A 14,463-nucleotide genomic window follows, 5' to 3' on the forward strand; every position below is an offset into this window, starting at 1 on the left:
GAACCGTCATGAGCGTATTTAACCCCGTCGACCATCCGCATCGTCGTTATAACCCGTTAACCGGGCAGTGGATTCTGGTATCACCGCATCGCGCCAGGCGCCCCTGGCAAGGGGCGCAGGAAACGCCGGCAAAAGCAACCTTGCCGGCGCACGATCCGGATTGTTTTCTGTGTCCGGGTAACACCCGCGTCACCGGCGACACGAACCCGAATTACACCGGTACCTACGTGTTTACCAATGACTTTGCGGCATTGATGACCGACACGCCCGATGCCCCGAATAGCGACGATCCGCTGATGCGCTGTCAAAGCGCACGCGGCACCAGCCGGGTCATCTGCTTCTCGCCGGATCACAGCAAAACGCTGCCTGAGCTGAGCGTTGAAGCGCTGGAAGAGGTGGTTAATACGTGGCAGGAACAGACGGCTGAGCTGGGCCAAACCTATCCGTGGGTGCAGGTGTTTGAGAATAAAGGCGCGGCGATGGGCTGCTCCAACCCGCACCCGCACGGCCAGGTCTGGGCCAACAGCTTCCTGCCAAATGAGGCGGAACGCGAAGATCGTTTGCAAAAAGAGTATTTCGCCGCTCAGGGTTCGCCGATGCTGGTGGATTACGTTCAGCGCGAATTAGCCGACGGCAGCCGGACTGTCGTCGAAACAGAACATTGGCTGGCCGTCGTACCTTACTGGGCGGCCTGGCCTTTTGAGACGCTGCTGCTGCCGAAGGCACACATTCAGCGCCTCACCGATTTAACCGCAGCCCAGCGTAGCGATCTTGCGCTGGCGCTGAAAAAGCTGACCAGCCGTTACGACAACCTGTTCAAGTGCTCATTCCCTTATTCCATGGGCTGGCACGGGGCGCCGTTTAATAACGAAGAGAATAATCACTGGCAGCTACACGCTCACTTTTATCCGCCGCTGCTGCGCTCTGCGACGGTGCGTAAATTTATGGTCGGCTACGAAATGCTGGCTGAAACTCAGCGCGATTTGACGGCTGAACAAGCCGCCGAACGCCTGCGGGCAGTGAGCGACGTCCATTTTCGCGAATCCGGAGAATAACAATGAGTCTGAAAGAGAAAACCCAAACCCTGTTTGCTGAAAAGTTCGGCTACCCTGCGACCCACGTTATTCAGGCACCGGGCCGCGTCAATCTGATCGGCGAACATACCGACTACAACGACGGCTTCGTGCTGCCCTGCGCGATTGATTATCAGACGGTGATCAGCTGCGCGCCGCGCACGGACCGTATTGTCCGGGTGATTGCCGCCGATTATGACAATCAGAGCGACGAGTTCTCCCTTGATAAGCCGATTGTCAGCCACGAGACCCAACAGTGGTCAAACTACGTCCGCGGAGTGGTGAAACACCTGCAGAAGCGCAATAACCATTTTGGCGGCGCCGATCTGGTGATCAGCGGTAATGTGCCGCAGGGGGCGGGGTTAAGCTCTTCCGCTTCGCTGGAAGTGGCCGTCGGAACCGTGTTCCAGCAGCTGTATCATCTGCCGCTGGACGGGGCGCAAATTGCCCTCAACGGCCAGGAAGCGGAGAACCAGTTCGTCGGCTGCAACTGCGGCATCATGGACCAGCTTATCTCAGCGCTGGGTAAGAAAGATCACGCGCTGCTGCTTGACTGCCGCACATTAGGAACCAAGGCCGTCTCGATGCCGAAAGGCGTCGCGGTGGTGATCATCAACAGTAATTTTAAACGTACTCTGGTCGGTAGCGAATACAACACCCGTCGCGAACAGTGTGAGACCGGCGCGCGTTTCTTCCAGCAGCCTGCGCTGCGCGACGTCAAAATCGCCGAGTTCAATGCCGTTGCCCATGAGCTGGATCCGGTGGTTGCGAAACGCGTCCGCCATGTCCTGACCGAAAATGCGCGTACGCTCGAAGCCGCCACCGCGCTGGAAAAAGGCGACCTCAAGCGTATGGGTGAACTGATGGCGGAATCTCATGCCTCGATGCGCGATGATTTTGAAATTACCGTTCCGCAAATTGACACGCTGGTGGAGATCGTCAAAGCCACCATCGGCGATAAAGGCGGCGTACGCATGACCGGCGGCGGATTTGGCGGCTGCGTCGTGGCGCTGGTGCCGGAAGAGTGCGTTGATACCGTTAAGCAAGCCGTCGCGCAGCAGTATGAAGCGAAAACCGGCATCAAAGAGACCTTCTACGTGTGCAAACCGTCACAGGGGGCCGGCCAGTGCTAAACCAAACGACAGACCTGGCGCCGGACGGGCAGCCGTGGAATCTGATCACCCTGCGGAATAATGCCGGGATGGTGGTCACGCTGATGGACTGGGGCGCAACATTATTATCCGCCCGGGTACCGCTGGCCAACGGCGAAGTACGCGAAGCGCTGCTCGGCTGCGCTTCGCCGGAAAACTATACCCGCCAGGCGGCCTATCTCGGCGCCTCCGTGGGCCGCTATGCCAACCGTATCGCCAACAGCCGGTTTACTCTGGATGGCCAGACGATCCAACTGACCCCTTCTAACGAAGCCGGTCATCAGCTGCACGGCGGGCCAGACGGCTTTGACAAACGTCGCTGGCAGATCGTTAGCGCCGACGAACATCAGGCGCTGTTTGCCCTCGCCTCTGATGACGGCGACCAGGGTTTTCCCGGCAACCTGAAAGCCACGGCGCACTACCGTCTTACTGAAGATAACCGCATCGCTATTGAGTATCGTGCGACGGTTGACAGGCCCTGTCCGGTCAACCTGACCAACCACGTCTACTTCAACCTCGACGGTGGGCAGACGGACGTCCGCAACCACCAGCTGCAAATTTTCGCCGACAGCTACCTGCCGGTGGAGAGCGACGGTATTCCGGGCGGCCATTTGCAGGACGTCGCCCGGACCAGCTTCGATTTTCGCTCGCCGAAAACCGTAGCGGTCGATTTTCTTCGTGATGCCGATCAGCAGAAAGTCAAAGGGTATGATCATGCTTTCCTGCTACAGGCAAAAGGCGATGCCCGCAAGGCGGCGGCCCATGTCTGGTCTCAGGATGGTCAACTGCAGATGGCGGTATATACCTCCGCCCCTGCCCTGCAGTTTTATTCTGGTAACTACCTGGGCGGTACGCCGTCGCGTACCGAACAGCCGTACGCCGACTGGCAAGGCCTGGCGCTGGAGAGTGAATTTCTGCCGGATTCACCCAATCACCCGGAATGGCCCCAGCCCGACTGCATATTGCGCCCGGGCGAGGAGTACGTCAGTCTGACGGAATATCAGTTTATTGCCCGATAAGCCCCCGCCCTCCTGATGGAGGGCTTTTTTTTCGCCATTTTGCTGCAAATTACGCCACTTACAGACAAAAATATAACCGCCGTTTTACAAGCATCTTACACTGAGCCACTATTTTCGCTATGGTTAGGGATAAGCATTGCCGTGGCTCAAATTGCGGCAATATAATGAGAATTGTTATCATTCAAACAAAGCTTGAGGAGTAAGTGTATGGCTGTAACTAAGCTGGTACTGGTCCGTCATGGCGAAAGCCAATGGAACAATGAAAACCGTTTCACCGGTTGGTACGACGTCGATCTGTCCGAGAAAGGCGTAGGTGAAGCAAAAGCGGCAGGTAAACTGCTGAAAGACGAAGGCTTCAGCTTCGATTTTGCTTATACCTCTGTGCTGAAACGTGCCATCCATACTCTGTGGAACGTCCTGGATGAACTGGACCAGGCCTGGCTGCCGGTTGAGAAATCCTGGAAACTGAACGAGCGTCACTACGGGGCATTGCAGGGTCTGAACAAAGCTGAAACCGCTGAGAAATACGGTGATGAGCAGGTTAAACAGTGGCGCCGTGGCTTTGCCATTACTCCGCCGGAGCTGACCAAAGACGACGAGCGCTATCCGGGCCACGATCCGCGTTATGCTAAACTGACCGATAAAGAGCTGCCGGTAACCGAAAGCCTGGCGCTGACCATCGAGCGCGTTGTGCCTTACTGGAACGAAACCATTCTGCCGCGTCTGAAAAGCGGTGAGCGCGTGATTATCGCCGCTCACGGCAACTCCCTGCGTGCGCTGGTGAAGTACCTGGACAATATGGGCGAAGACGAAATCCTTGAACTGAACATCCCGACCGGCGTACCGCTGGTTTATGAGTTCGATGAAAACTTCAAACCGATCAAACACTACTATCTGGGCAATGCGGATGAAATCGCTGCAAAAGCCGCCGCGGTAGCAAACCAGGGTAAAGCGAAATAATTATCGCCAGCCATAAAAAAAGCGTGGATTCGTCCACGCTTTTTTTATGGCTCTGAATCCCGGCGTCGCGACGCTCTGCCGGGCCAGACGGCGGATTAACCGCGACGGGCTTTTACCGCATCCGCCAGCTGACGCAGGATGGTATCGGTATCTTCCCAGCCGATGCAGGCATCGGTGATGCTTTTGCCATAGGCCAGCGGCACGCCGCTCTCCAGACTCTGGCTACCTTCCACCAGATGGCTTTCAATCATCACGCCCATAATTGCCTGCTCGCCGCTGGCAATCTGCCGGCAAACATCGGCGCCCACTTCCATCTGTTTTTTAAACTGCTTGCTTGAGTTTGCGTGGCTGAAATCAATCATGATCTGCGCCGGCAGGCCCGCTTTCGCCAGCCCAACCTTCACTTCAGCAACGTGCTTCGCGCTGTAGTTCGGCTCTTTGCCACCGCGCAGAATGATATGACAGTCGCTGTTGCCGCTGGTATTCACAATCGCCGAATGGCCCCATTTGGTCACTGACAGGAAGCAGTGCGGCGCGCCGGCGGCGTTGATCGCGTCAATTGCCACTTTTATTGTCCCGTCGGTCCCGTTTTTAAAACCTACCGGGCAAGAGAGGCCAGATGAAAGCTCGCGATGCACCTGGGATTCCGTGGTGCGTGCGCCGATGGCGCCCCAGCTCATCAGGTCAGCGACGTACTGCGGGGTGATCATATCGAGGAATTCACCCGCCGCAGGCAGTCCGCTGTCGTTAATCTCCAGCAGCAGCTTACGCGCAATGCGCAGGCCGTCGTTGATGCGGAAGCTGTTATCCATATGCGGATCGTTGATTAACCCTTTCCAGCCAACGGTGGTACGCGGTTTTTCAAAGTAAACGCGCATCACCACTTCCAGCTCGCCCTTCAGCTCTTCACGCAGCGTCAGCAGGCGTTCAGCATACTCTTTCGCAGCGGCAGGATCGTGGATAGAACACGGGCCAATCACCACCAGCAGACGATCGTCGTTGCCTTTCAGGATCTGATGGATCGCTTTACGAGCGTGCGCCACGGTGTTAGCAGCATTTTCGGTCGCGGGGAACTTTTCCAGGAGGGCAACGGGAGGTAATAATTCGTTGATCTCTTTAATACGTAAATCGTCGTTCTGATAATTCATTTTCTTTCCAGCGTTGCCATACTTAATCAATTGTGTGCAATGCTTTCAATCTAACTCGCCGTCAGAAAAGTGTAAACAGACTTTTACAGTCACAAGGGTAATTCACTGATTAAACAGATAAAAACAATACAAACCATAACAATGGCGAAAAAAAGAGCCTTAACATCAGTTTTATACTCTGAAAAATTATCATATGTAAATATTATATATTGCACTGACGGGGGAATGATTCGACATTACTCCGTCTCCCCGTGCTTTCACCCTATTGTTGCCTCATTTGCGGCTTGTTGCAGACACATGCCGCCGTACCTTGCCCTATCGACATTGGCTGATGGAACAGACGCCTGATTGTGGTTAATCTGTAATAAGGTCAGAGACTAATTGATAAAATAATGACAGGATTCTGTAATGGCCCATGCTCACACTCCGTCAGAAACCACCGATCGCGGTAACGAAAAACGCCTGTTGCAGGCTTTCATCGTCACCGCCGGCTTTATGCTTGTTGAAGCCATCGGCGGTGTCGTTTCCGGCTCGCTGGCGCTGCTGGCTGATGCCGGTCACATGCTTACCGATTCAGCCGCTCTGTTATTTGCGCTACTCGCGGTCCGCTTCGCCAGCCGTCCACCCAATACCCGTCACACCTTCGGCTGGCTGCGTCTGACCACGCTGGCGGCCTTCGTCAACGCCATTGCGCTGGTTGTGATTACCATTCTGATTGTCTGGGAAGCAATTCAACGCTTTAACCATCCTCAGCCCGTTGCCGGCACCACAATGATGGTGATTGCCGTTGCCGGGCTTCTGGCGAACATACTGGCATTCTGGATCCTGCACCGCGGCAGTGAAGCAAGAAATCTTAATGTCCGCGCGGCCGCCTTACACGTACTGGGCGACTTGCTGGGTTCGGTCGGGGCGATCGTTGCCGCTCTCGTGATTCTCACCACCGGCTGGACGCCAATTGACCCGATTTTGTCGGTGCTGGTCTCATGTCTGGTACTGCGCAGCGCCTGGCGGCTGTTGCAGGAAAGTTTGAACGAACTGCTGGAAGGGGCGCCGCGATCATTAGATGTCGAGGGGTTAAAGCGGGATTTACGCCGTTCGGTGGCGGAAGTCCGCGATGTGCATCACGTCCACGTCTGGCTGGTTGGTGAAAAAACGGTCATGACGCTGCATGTTCAGGTTGTCCCGCCGCACGATCACGATGCCTTGCTGAATCGTATCCAGGCCTTTTTGCAGCATAAATATAATATCGGGCATGTGACCGTGCAGATGGAGTACCAGCCCTGTAACGGCCCGGAATGCCATCTCAACATGACGCACGCCGGGCACGACCCTCATCACCACCATTAGCGAGAAAACGCGTGAGAACCTCGCTCACGCGCGCTGTTCATCCACATCCGACTGCCGTTAAGGGCAATAAAGGTCAAAAGCAGATATTCCAGCGACATCGCGTAGACGCCCTGAAGGGCAAAAATCACCACGCTGATGACGTTGATGATCACCCAAAGCAGCCAGTTTTCGACATATTTACGGGTCATCAAAATCATGGCGGCGATCGACAGCACCATCATGCAGGAGTCCCAGAACGGGAAGGCATCCGGCTGCAGTTCCGGCATCGTGACCTGCAGTCCCAGGCTCTGCATAAGCGTGACCGCGATCCGCGTCAGAAAGGCAAAGACCGGATTAATGAAGACCGTCATCAGCGCAATTGCCGCGATACAAGCCGTCAGCCAGCCCAGCGCCTTCGGTAATGGCAACCAGCGAACACGCAGTTCGGCTTCATGGCTGCTGGTTTGCCGGGACCAGGCGTACCAGCCATAAACGTTGGCGGCAAAGAAAAAGACCTGTAGCAGCAGGCTGGCATAAAGCTGAATCTGAAAGAAAATAATGGCAAACAAGGTGACGTTGACCAGCCCAAATGCATAGTTGCTGATCTTTTCCAGACTCGCCAGCCAGATACACAGCAGCCCGGCAAGCGTGCCGACCGCCTCGATCCATGATAAGTCGTATCCGCCGGCGCCGATGGGTATATGCACCAGGATATTCTGCGTACTAAAAAAATCCATATTTTCCCCGCACTGTATTGATTGCGTAATTAACCACTATCCCCGAAGTGTAGCCGCAAAATCCAGCATTCTGTTCAGCGGGACTAATGCGCCGGCGCGCAGCTGCGCATCGACCTTAATTTCGTGTTCGGGGCCACCGTTTTCCAGCCCCTCTGCAATCGCTTGCAGGCCGTTCATCGCCATCCACGGACAGTGGGCGCAGCTACGACAGGTTGCCCCTTCTCCCGCCGTCGGTGCTTCCAGCAGCTCTTTTTCCGGTACCGCCTGCTGCATTTTGTAGAAGATCCCGCGATCGGTGGCGACAATGAGCTGGCGCGCCGGAAGCGTTTTAGCCGCGGCAATCAGCTGGCTGGTAGACCCTACCGCATCCGCCATATCCACAATGGACTGCGGTGATTCAGGATGCACCAGAATGGCGGCATCGGGGTAGAGGGCTTTCATCCGCGTTAACGCCTGGGTTTTAAACTCATCGTGGACAATACAGGCGCCCTGCCAGCACAAAACATCTGCCCCGGTTTGCCGCTGCACGTACCGCCCTAAGTGACGGTCGGGCGCCCAGAGAATTTTTTCCCCGAGGCTGTCGAGATGTTCAATAAGTTCAACGGCAATACTGGAAGTCACAACCCAATTGGCACGCGCTTTAACCGCCGCTGAGGTGTTGGCATAAACGACGACGGTACGATCCGGGTGGGCATCGCAGAACGCGTTGAACTCCTCAATCGGGCAGCCGAGATCCAGAGAACACTCGGCATTCAGCGTTGGCATCAGGATGGTCTTTTCCGGGCTGAGAATTTTTGCCGTTTCCCCCATGAAGCGCACTCCGGCCACCAGCAACGTCGAGGCGGAATGGCGGGCGCCGAAACGAGCCATTTCCAGAGAATCAGCGATACAGCCGCCGGTCTCTTCAGCCAGCTGCTGAATTTCAGGGTCAGTATAGTAATGAGCAACCATCACCGCATCGCGCTCGCGCAGCAGACGTTTAATCTTTTCACGGTAAAAGTGTTTTTCATCGCGACTTAATGGCAATGGTTTCGGCGGGAAAGGATAAATCGCCGTTTCAGGGTCAAACATTACGCTCATCTTGCAATCTCGTTTTACTGGCTTAACTCAAATACCGTTAATATGCCTTCAGAGGGCATAGCGGCGGTCATGATGTTTTATATGCTAAACAAGATAGCGGATTGTACAGAAAATGTCGTGCGGAATTTATTGTCGTCTGAAGGCAAAAAAAGGGAGGATTAATATTTATGGAGGGAAAACAACAGATAGCAAAAAGGCGCCTTTTTACATTGGTGGGTCGTGCAGGATAACGCGCTTTGCTCGCCCTTCGGGCCGTCGCCGCCAGCGGCTCCGTTGTCTCGCCTTGCTCGACTCGAACCTGCCGCAGGTTCGAATCGTTAAATTCTGCGCATAGCAAAAAGGCGCCTTTAGGGCGCCTTTTTACATTGGTGGGTCGTGCAGGATTCGAACCTGCGACCAATTGATTAAAAGTCAACTGCTCTACCAACTGAGCTAACGACCCCTTTCGGGACTTAATACTTGCAATATTCAGGATGCCGGGTGGTGCAGGATGACTGGCTTTCGCTGGCCTTGTGGGCCGTTGCTACGTAACCTTATCCTTCACATTTAACATCAACTTCAATGTTAAAGTGGTGGGTCGTGCAGGATTCGAACCTGCGACCAATTGATTAAAAGTCAACTGCTCTACCAACTGAGCTAACGACCCGCTCGGGTACTACCTGAATTTTTTCACTCGTCACCAATCTTAAACTGGTGGGTCGTGCAGGATGACTCGCTTTCGCTCGCCCTGTGGGCCGTTGCTACGCAACGTTATCCTTCACGTTCAACATCTGAGTTCGATGTTAAATTGGTGGGTCGTGCAGGATTCGAACCTGCGACCAATTGATTAAAAGTCAACTGCTCTACCAACTGAGCTAACGACCCGAGTGGTGGGTGATGACGGGATCGAACCGCCGACCCCCTCCTTGTAAGGGAGGTGCTCTCCCAGCTGAGCTAATCACCCGATACTACGCTGGATACTACATCTGACTAAAGTCAGCGGTGGTTCGTGGAGGAAGACTCGGCTTTGCCTCGCCCTGTGGGCCGTTGCTGACGCAACGTTATCCTTCACGTTTTACTACCGTTCCACCCTGGTAGTTAGTGGTGGGTCGTGCAGGATTCGAACCTGCGACCAATTGATTAAAAGTCAACTGCTCTACCAACTGAGCTAACGACCCACTTTTTTCGTCGCTTCAGGCTTGTTCGATATCCCGTGGCAACGGCGGCATATATTACTGATTTAAGAATTCAGCGCAACAAGTATTTCGATAAAAAACATCTGACTGCTTAGGATTCACGCGACAAGACCAGAAATAATGCGATTTCTGGTCATGCCATAATCACCCAAGGGCATTAAGACGTTTCTGAGCCTGTTTCGCGCCATCGGTTCCAGGAAATTTACTGACTACCTGTTGGTAAACAGCCTTCGCCTTCGCGGTATCACCTTTATCCTGCATAATCACGCCGACCTTAAACATGGCATCAGGCGCTTTCGGGGATTTAGGGTAATTCTTCACCACGGAAGCAAAATAGTAAGCGGCATCATCTTTTTTCCCCTTATTGTAATTCAACTGACCGAGCCAGTAGTTCGCGTTCGGCTGATAGGTTGAATCCGGGTACTTTTTGACGAAATTCTGAAATGCTGCCAGCGCGTCATCCTGGCGGGATGGATCCTTCACCAGCGCAATAGCCGCATTGTAGTCCGTATTTGCATCTCCGGTTGAAGCAGGAGCGCCGGTAGAGGCCGCTGGCGCCGCGGTAGCCGCCGCCCCCTGATCGCCTGCCGAAGACGATGGCTGTGCACCTGCCGCCGCCCCACCGCTGCTCAGACCGTCGATCTGTAACAGAATTTGCTTCTGGCGTTCGACAACCTGATTGAGCTGATACTGGCTTTCCTGAATCTGGCCGCGCAGGGAGTCAATATCATTCTGGTTATCGGAGAGCTGTTGCTGAAGTTGGGTTAAAAGCTGACTGTGAGCGTTAGAAATACGCTCGAGTTGAGTGACCCGGTCTTCGACCGAGCCTGAGCCGACACTACTGATTGGCGCCTGAGCAAAAGCGGCCCAGGGGGCCGCTATGCCAACCAGTAACGACAGACTCAACAGATGATGTCTGAAGTTACTGCTCATGCAATTCTCTTAGTAAACCAGTACGGCGCGACGGTTTTTAGCGTAAGCCGCTTCGTCGTGACCCAGTACTGCAGGTTTTTCTTTACCGTAAGAAACGATGGAGATCTGGTCAGCAGAAACACCTTTGCCCTGCAGATACATCTTAACGGCGTTAGCACGACGCTCACCCAGAGCGATGTTGTATTCCGGCGTACCGCGTTCATCCGCGTGACCTTCAACAGTCACTTTATAGGATGGGTTGCTACGCAGGAAGTTAGCGTGCGCATCCAGCATTGCAGCGAAGTCAGAACGGATATCGTACTTGTCGAGATCGAAGTAAACGATGTTGTTCTGCTGCAGCTGCTGCATTTGCAGACGAGCTTGCTCTTCGGAAGACATGTTGCCACCGTTAGCGTTAGCATCCATACCAGTGCCGGCACCCAGCATGCCTTCACCGCTCTGGTCGTTGCTGGCGTTCTTGTTAGAAGAACACGCCGCGATTGCCATAACCGGCAGAGCGATCATCAGCCCTTTCAGCACTTTGTTCAGTTGCATTTCTTTGATTCCTTTAATAATCAATTATTTATTATCACAGATACGGAGACCAGGCAGGGAATTTTACCTGTCCATCAGTCGCCGGAAGACGCGCTTTGAAACGCCCATCTGTAGAAACCAGATTCAGCACGGATCCCATCCCCTGAGAAGAGCTGTAGATTACCATAGTGCCGTTAGGTGCCAGACTTGGCGTTTCATCCAGGAACGTTGACGACAGAACTTGTACGCCACCCGCTACCAGATCTTGTTTGGCAATGTGCTGCTGACCGTTGGCCGAGCTGACCATTACCATAAATTTACCGTCGCTGCTGACATCCGCATCCTGGTTCTGAGAACCTTCCCAGGAGATACGCTGCGGAGTACCGCCGCCGACGCTGACTTTATACACCTGCGGACGACCGGCCTGGTCGGAAGTAAAGGCCAGATTCTGACTATCCGGGAACCAGCTTGGTTCGGTGTTGTTGCTGCGACCATTGGTCACCTGGCGAATCTGACCCGAACCCAGATCCATCACATACAGGTTCAGGCTACCGGTTTTCGACAATGCGAATGCCAGTTTGCTGCCATCCGGCGAGAAGGCCGGAGCCCCGTTATGCTGCGGGAAGGAGGCTATCTGACGCACCGCGCCATTTGCCAGAGTCTGGACCACCAGCGCAGAACGGCCGCTTTCGAAGGTCACATAAGCCAGTTTAGAACCATCCGGAGACCATGCCGGAGACATCAGCGGCTGCGGTGAACGGTGGACAACAAACTGGTTATAACCATCGTAGTCGGAGACGCGCAGCTCATACGGGAACTGGCCGCCGTTAGTCTGCACAACGTAGGCAATACGGGTACGGAAGGCGCCCTTAATAGAGGTCAGCTTCTCGAATACCGCATCGCTGGCGGTGTGAGCCGCATAGCGCAGGTACTGTTTAGTCACCTTATAAGAGTTCTGCGCCAGAATCGTCCCCGGAGCACCACCGGTATCAACCAGCTGGTAAGCCACGTTGTACGATCCGTCAGGGTTCCCGGTCACCTGACCGACAACCACCGCATCAATACCCAGCGCAGACCATGCCGCAGGTTGAACCTCTTGTGCCGTCCCCGGTTGCTGAGGCAGACGCGAGCGATCCAGTGGGTTGAACTTACCGCTGTTACGCAGGTCAGCCGCAACGACACCGCCAATATCTTCAGGCGCGGCACCCGGCCCTGCCCACTGGAACGGTACAACACCGATCGGGCGCGCCGAGTCCACCCCCTGGGTGATCTCGATACGTACTTCTGCGTGCAGCACCGCCGCCCACAGCATTAAAAAACCAAACGCTACTCGTAATGCCTGCTTCATCATATCTCCCTTATCCGGACGGAAAGCCCACGATAATTTAGCAGAATGTTAACAAACTCAAATACACAAAACTACCAAAACCCGGCGTCAGCCCTGGATTGTGTTCCCCCGCTCACGCCGGGAAACACATCACTGCGGTTTGAAGTCCAGTGGTGCATTTTTGAACGTCTCATACACAGCCTGAGAAGGCGGTTTCGGGAACTTGCTCATCCGGCTGGTTGCCGCCAGCATCTGCTGACAGAAAGCAGGATCGCCTCCCTCCGACTTCACGCTCAATAACGTCCCGTCCTGAGCCAGGTTCACGCGTAACGTACATGTTTTACCTTTGTACGTGTCCCAGTCATAGAGATGCCCTTTAATCGCCGCCTGAACCTGCGAAATATAACTGGCAATCTCAGCCTGAGACGCGCCCCCCTGCCCCGGTTTACTTCCTTTAGCAGGAGATGAGCCTCCATTGCTACCGCTGGTGCTACCTTTAGGCGCATTCTTACCTGAACTCAGATCGCCGAGCAGGTCGTCTACGCCATCAGCATCTTTCGCTGCCGCGGCTTTTTTCGCTGCCGCGGCTTTCGCTGCGGCGGCCTTAGCTGCAGCAGCCTTGGCGGCTTTATCGGCTGCGGCTTTTTCCGCTGCTGCGGCTTTCGCTGCGGCAGCTTTTTCCGCTTTCTCCGCGGCGGCTTTCTCTGCTGCGGCGGCCTTTTCTGCTGCCGCTTTCTCAGAGGCGGCTTTTTGCGCCGCTGCTTTTTCTGCTGCTTTCTCAGCGGCTTTTTCCGCAGCAGCTTTCTCAGCCGCGGCCTGCTTAGCGGCTTCCTGCTGGGCTTTCTTCTCAGCCTGCTGCTGCGCTTTCTTCGCCGCATCGGCTTCGGCTTTCTTCTGGGCATCCGCCGCAGCTTTCGCCGCTTCGGCTTCTGCCTGTTTCTTCGCATCGGCTGCGGCTTTCGCTGCCGCAGCTTCCGCCGCTTTAGCCTGCGCGTCTGCCTTCGCTTTCGCGTCAGCAGCGGCTTTCGCTGCCGCTTCCTGTGCTTCTTTCGCCTGAGAATCCGCTTTGGCTTTCGCCGCTGCCGCCGCTTTCGCCGCCGCTTCTTCAGCCTGCTTCTGCTCTTCCTTCGCTTGCTTAGCCGCTTCCTGCGCCTGCAGACGATCCTGCTCAAGCTGCTTCAGACGCTCCTGTTCAGCGGCCTGCTTTTCACGCAGTTCTTCAGCCTGCTGCTGAGCCTGCTTTTCGCGCTGCTCGGCGGCACGGCGCGAGCTGGCCTGCTGCTGCTGCTGGCGGTTGTAATTATTCACCACCGCCCCAGGATCAACCATCACCGCATCAATGGAAGAACCTCCGCCGCCGCCGGCTGAGGCATCCAGATGCTCGTCGAACGAACTCCAGATCAGCAGCGCGATCAGAATGATGTGCAGCGCGACTGAAACTATGATCGCTCGTTTAAGCTTGTCGTTTTGTTCGGTTGCCTTTGACACTATCGGTTCCCAAAAACTGTTCGCCTGTCCCCGCTACTCTCGCCGGCCACGAGTCTGTTATTCTCGCAGCCAGCGGTCCGGCGGGCGCACATATCCGAAGCGATTAAATAGGCTTGGTCATTAAGCCAACCGATTTAACCCCTGCGCTATGCAACAGGTTAAGCGCTTTAATAATTTCATCGTAAGGTACGTCTTTCGCACCGCCGATCAGGAACACCGTTTTCTCGTTCGCTTCGAGTCGGCGTTTCGCTTCGGCAATAACCTGCTCTGGCGGCAGCTGCGACAGCGTTTCCGGACCCACTTTTACGCTGTACTGCCCGACGCCGGAAACTTCAACAATCACCGGCGGCTCATCATTACTTTTGACCGCTTGTGATTCTGTCGCATCCGGCAGGTCGACCTCTACGCTCTGCGTAATGATCGGCGCGGTCGCCATAAAGATCAGCAACAGCACCAACAAGACATCCAGCAGCGGAACGATGTTGATCTCGGACTTCAGTTCGCGACGTCCGCGTCCACGTGCTCTGGCCATG

The 14,463-nt window shown here is 55.0% G+C and carries 13 protein-coding genes, 5 tRNA genes and 1 other RNA gene; 5 read left to right on the forward strand and 14 right to left on the reverse strand.

What is annotated here, in order from left to right; translation table 11 throughout:
* Positions 1 to 8 precede the first annotated feature (8 nt).
* The 4 genes from galT (at position 9) to gpmA (ending at position 4,203) form a co-directional block, all read left to right on the forward strand.
* The gene (gene galT / locus AC236I_RS17200) at positions 9 to 1,055 is read left to right on the forward strand and encodes a galactose-1-phosphate uridylyltransferase (RefSeq protein WP_015584864.1); all 1,047 of its coding nucleotides are present in this window, start codon (positions 9 to 11) and stop codon (positions 1,053 to 1,055) included.
* Positions 1,056 to 1,057: 2 nt separating this feature from the next.
* Positions 1,058 to 2,206, forward strand: a complete 1,149-nt coding sequence (gene galK, locus AC236I_RS17205) for a galactokinase (protein ID WP_004859713.1) — start codon at positions 1,058 to 1,060, stop codon at positions 2,204 to 2,206.
* The gene (gene galM, locus AC236I_RS17210; protein ID WP_054829420.1) at positions 2,200 to 3,243 is read left to right on the forward strand and encodes a galactose-1-epimerase; all 1,044 of its coding nucleotides are present in this window, start codon (positions 2,200 to 2,202) and stop codon (positions 3,241 to 3,243) included. Before galK ends, galM begins: the two co-directional genes overlap by 7 nt.
* 207 nt (positions 3,244 to 3,450) lie before the next feature.
* Positions 3,451 to 4,203: a 2,3-diphosphoglycerate-dependent phosphoglycerate mutase gene (gpmA, locus tag AC236I_RS17215; RefSeq protein WP_004859709.1), complete on the forward strand. Its 753-nt coding sequence runs from the start codon at positions 3,451 to 3,453 to the stop codon at positions 4,201 to 4,203.
* A 95-nt stretch (positions 4,204 to 4,298) separates the two neighbouring features.
* Here the strand turns inward: gpmA and aroG are convergent, their stop codons facing one another.
* Positions 4,299 to 5,351 (reverse strand): 3-deoxy-7-phosphoheptulonate synthase AroG, encoded by a 1,053-nt coding sequence (aroG, locus tag AC236I_RS17220; protein WP_004859708.1) that lies wholly within the window; start codon positions 5,349 to 5,351, stop codon positions 4,299 to 4,301.
* A gap of 408 nt (positions 5,352 to 5,759) precedes the next feature.
* On the opposite strand from aroG, the gene zitB reads away from it, so the two are divergent.
* Complete coding sequence (zitB, locus tag AC236I_RS17225; protein ID WP_004859706.1) at positions 5,760 to 6,698, forward strand: CDF family zinc transporter ZitB; 939 nt, start codon at positions 5,760 to 5,762, stop codon at positions 6,696 to 6,698.
* On the opposite strand, the gene pnuC is transcribed toward zitB, so the two are convergent.
* The 13 genes from pnuC to tolR all read right to left on the reverse strand — a co-directional run bounded on the left by pnuC (position 6,695) and on the right by tolR (position 14,462).
* Positions 6,695 to 7,414 (reverse strand): nicotinamide riboside transporter PnuC, encoded by a 720-nt coding sequence (gene pnuC / locus AC236I_RS17230; RefSeq protein ID WP_487608560.1) that lies wholly within the window; start codon positions 7,412 to 7,414, stop codon positions 6,695 to 6,697. The two genes, zitB and pnuC, sit on opposite strands and share 4 nt — an antisense overlap.
* A 36-nt stretch (positions 7,415 to 7,450) precedes the next feature.
* Positions 7,451 to 8,494 carry a quinolinate synthase NadA gene (gene nadA, locus AC236I_RS17235; RefSeq protein WP_487608561.1) on the reverse strand — a complete coding sequence of 348 codons (1,044 nt, stop codon included), beginning with the start codon at positions 8,492 to 8,494 and terminating at the stop codon, positions 7,451 to 7,453.
* Positions 8,495 to 8,704: 210 nt separating this feature from the next.
* Positions 8,705 to 8,838: non-coding RNA, RtT sRNA (locus tag AC236I_RS17240), on the reverse strand.
* A gap of 22 nt (positions 8,839 to 8,860) precedes the next feature.
* Positions 8,861 to 8,936: transfer RNA gene (locus tag AC236I_RS17245), tRNA-Lys, on the reverse strand.
* A gap of 128 nt (positions 8,937 to 9,064) precedes the next feature.
* Positions 9,065 to 9,140, reverse strand: a tRNA-Lys gene (locus AC236I_RS17250).
* A gap of 142 nt (positions 9,141 to 9,282) precedes the next feature.
* Positions 9,283 to 9,358: transfer RNA gene (locus tag AC236I_RS17255), tRNA-Lys, on the reverse strand.
* A 3-nt stretch (positions 9,359 to 9,361) separates the two neighbouring features.
* Positions 9,362 to 9,437 (reverse strand) — tRNA-Val (locus tag AC236I_RS17260).
* Positions 9,438 to 9,575: 138 nt separating this feature from the next.
* Positions 9,576 to 9,651 (reverse strand) — tRNA-Lys (locus AC236I_RS17265).
* Between the two features lie 162 nt (positions 9,652 to 9,813).
* A complete protein-coding gene (gene cpoB / locus AC236I_RS17270; protein ID WP_004859702.1) occupies positions 9,814 to 10,602 on the reverse strand; it encodes a cell division protein CpoB in 789 nt (262 codons plus the stop codon).
* A gap of 9 nt (positions 10,603 to 10,611) precedes the next feature.
* Positions 10,612 to 11,136: a peptidoglycan-associated lipoprotein Pal gene (gene pal, locus AC236I_RS17275; protein ID WP_004859700.1), complete on the reverse strand. Its 525-nt coding sequence runs from the start codon at positions 11,134 to 11,136 to the stop codon at positions 10,612 to 10,614.
* 34 nt (positions 11,137 to 11,170) lie between these two features.
* Positions 11,171 to 12,463 (reverse strand): Tol-Pal system beta propeller repeat protein TolB, encoded by a 1,293-nt coding sequence (gene tolB / locus AC236I_RS17280; RefSeq protein WP_004859698.1) that lies wholly within the window; start codon positions 12,461 to 12,463, stop codon positions 11,171 to 11,173.
* Positions 12,464 to 12,592: 129 nt separating this feature from the next.
* Complete coding sequence (tolA, locus tag AC236I_RS17285; protein WP_044349716.1) at positions 12,593 to 13,930, reverse strand: cell envelope integrity protein TolA; 1,338 nt, start codon at positions 13,928 to 13,930, stop codon at positions 12,593 to 12,595.
* A 103-nt stretch (positions 13,931 to 14,033) separates the two neighbouring features.
* Complete coding sequence (tolR, locus tag AC236I_RS17290; RefSeq protein ID WP_004859694.1) at positions 14,034 to 14,462, reverse strand: colicin uptake protein TolR; 429 nt, start codon at positions 14,460 to 14,462, stop codon at positions 14,034 to 14,036.
* Between the last annotated feature and the right edge of the window lies 1 nt (position 14,463).

This window comes from Klebsiella sp. Sb-30, from assembly GCF_057652795.1.

What these genes read in the sequence shown, in the direction of transcription:
- zitB (WP_004859706.1), top strand. Translation starts at nt 5,760, where the DNA reads ATGGCCCATGCTCACACTCCGTCAGAAACCACCGATCGCGGTAACGAA.
- galK (WP_004859713.1), top strand. Translation starts at nt 1,058, where the DNA reads ATGAGTCTGAAAGAGAAAACCCAAACCCTGTTTGCTGAAAAGTTCGGC.
- tolR (WP_004859694.1), bottom strand. Translation starts at nt 14,462, where the DNA reads ATGGCCAGAGCACGTGGACGCGGACGTCGCGAACTGAAGTCCGAGATC.
- tolB (WP_004859698.1), bottom strand. Translation starts at nt 12,463, where the DNA reads ATGAAGCAGGCATTACGAGTAGCGTTTGGTTTTTTAATGCTGTGGGCG.
- nadA (WP_487608561.1), bottom strand. Translation starts at nt 8,494, where the DNA reads ATGAGCGTAATGTTTGACCCTGAAACGGCGATTTATCCTTTCCCGCCG.
- pal (WP_004859700.1), bottom strand. Translation starts at nt 11,136, where the DNA reads ATGCAACTGAACAAAGTGCTGAAAGGGCTGATGATCGCTCTGCCGGTT.
- pnuC (WP_487608560.1), bottom strand. Translation starts at nt 7,414, where the DNA reads ATGGATTTTTTTAGTACGCAGAATATCCTGGTGCATATACCCATCGGC.
- aroG (WP_004859708.1), bottom strand. Translation starts at nt 5,351, where the DNA reads ATGAATTATCAGAACGACGATTTACGTATTAAAGAGATCAACGAATTA.
- cpoB (WP_004859702.1), bottom strand. Translation starts at nt 10,602, where the DNA reads ATGAGCAGTAACTTCAGACATCATCTGTTGAGTCTGTCGTTACTGGTT.
- gpmA (WP_004859709.1), top strand. Translation starts at nt 3,451, where the DNA reads ATGGCTGTAACTAAGCTGGTACTGGTCCGTCATGGCGAAAGCCAATGG.
- galT (WP_015584864.1), top strand. Translation starts at nt 9, where the DNA reads ATGAGCGTATTTAACCCCGTCGACCATCCGCATCGTCGTTATAACCCG.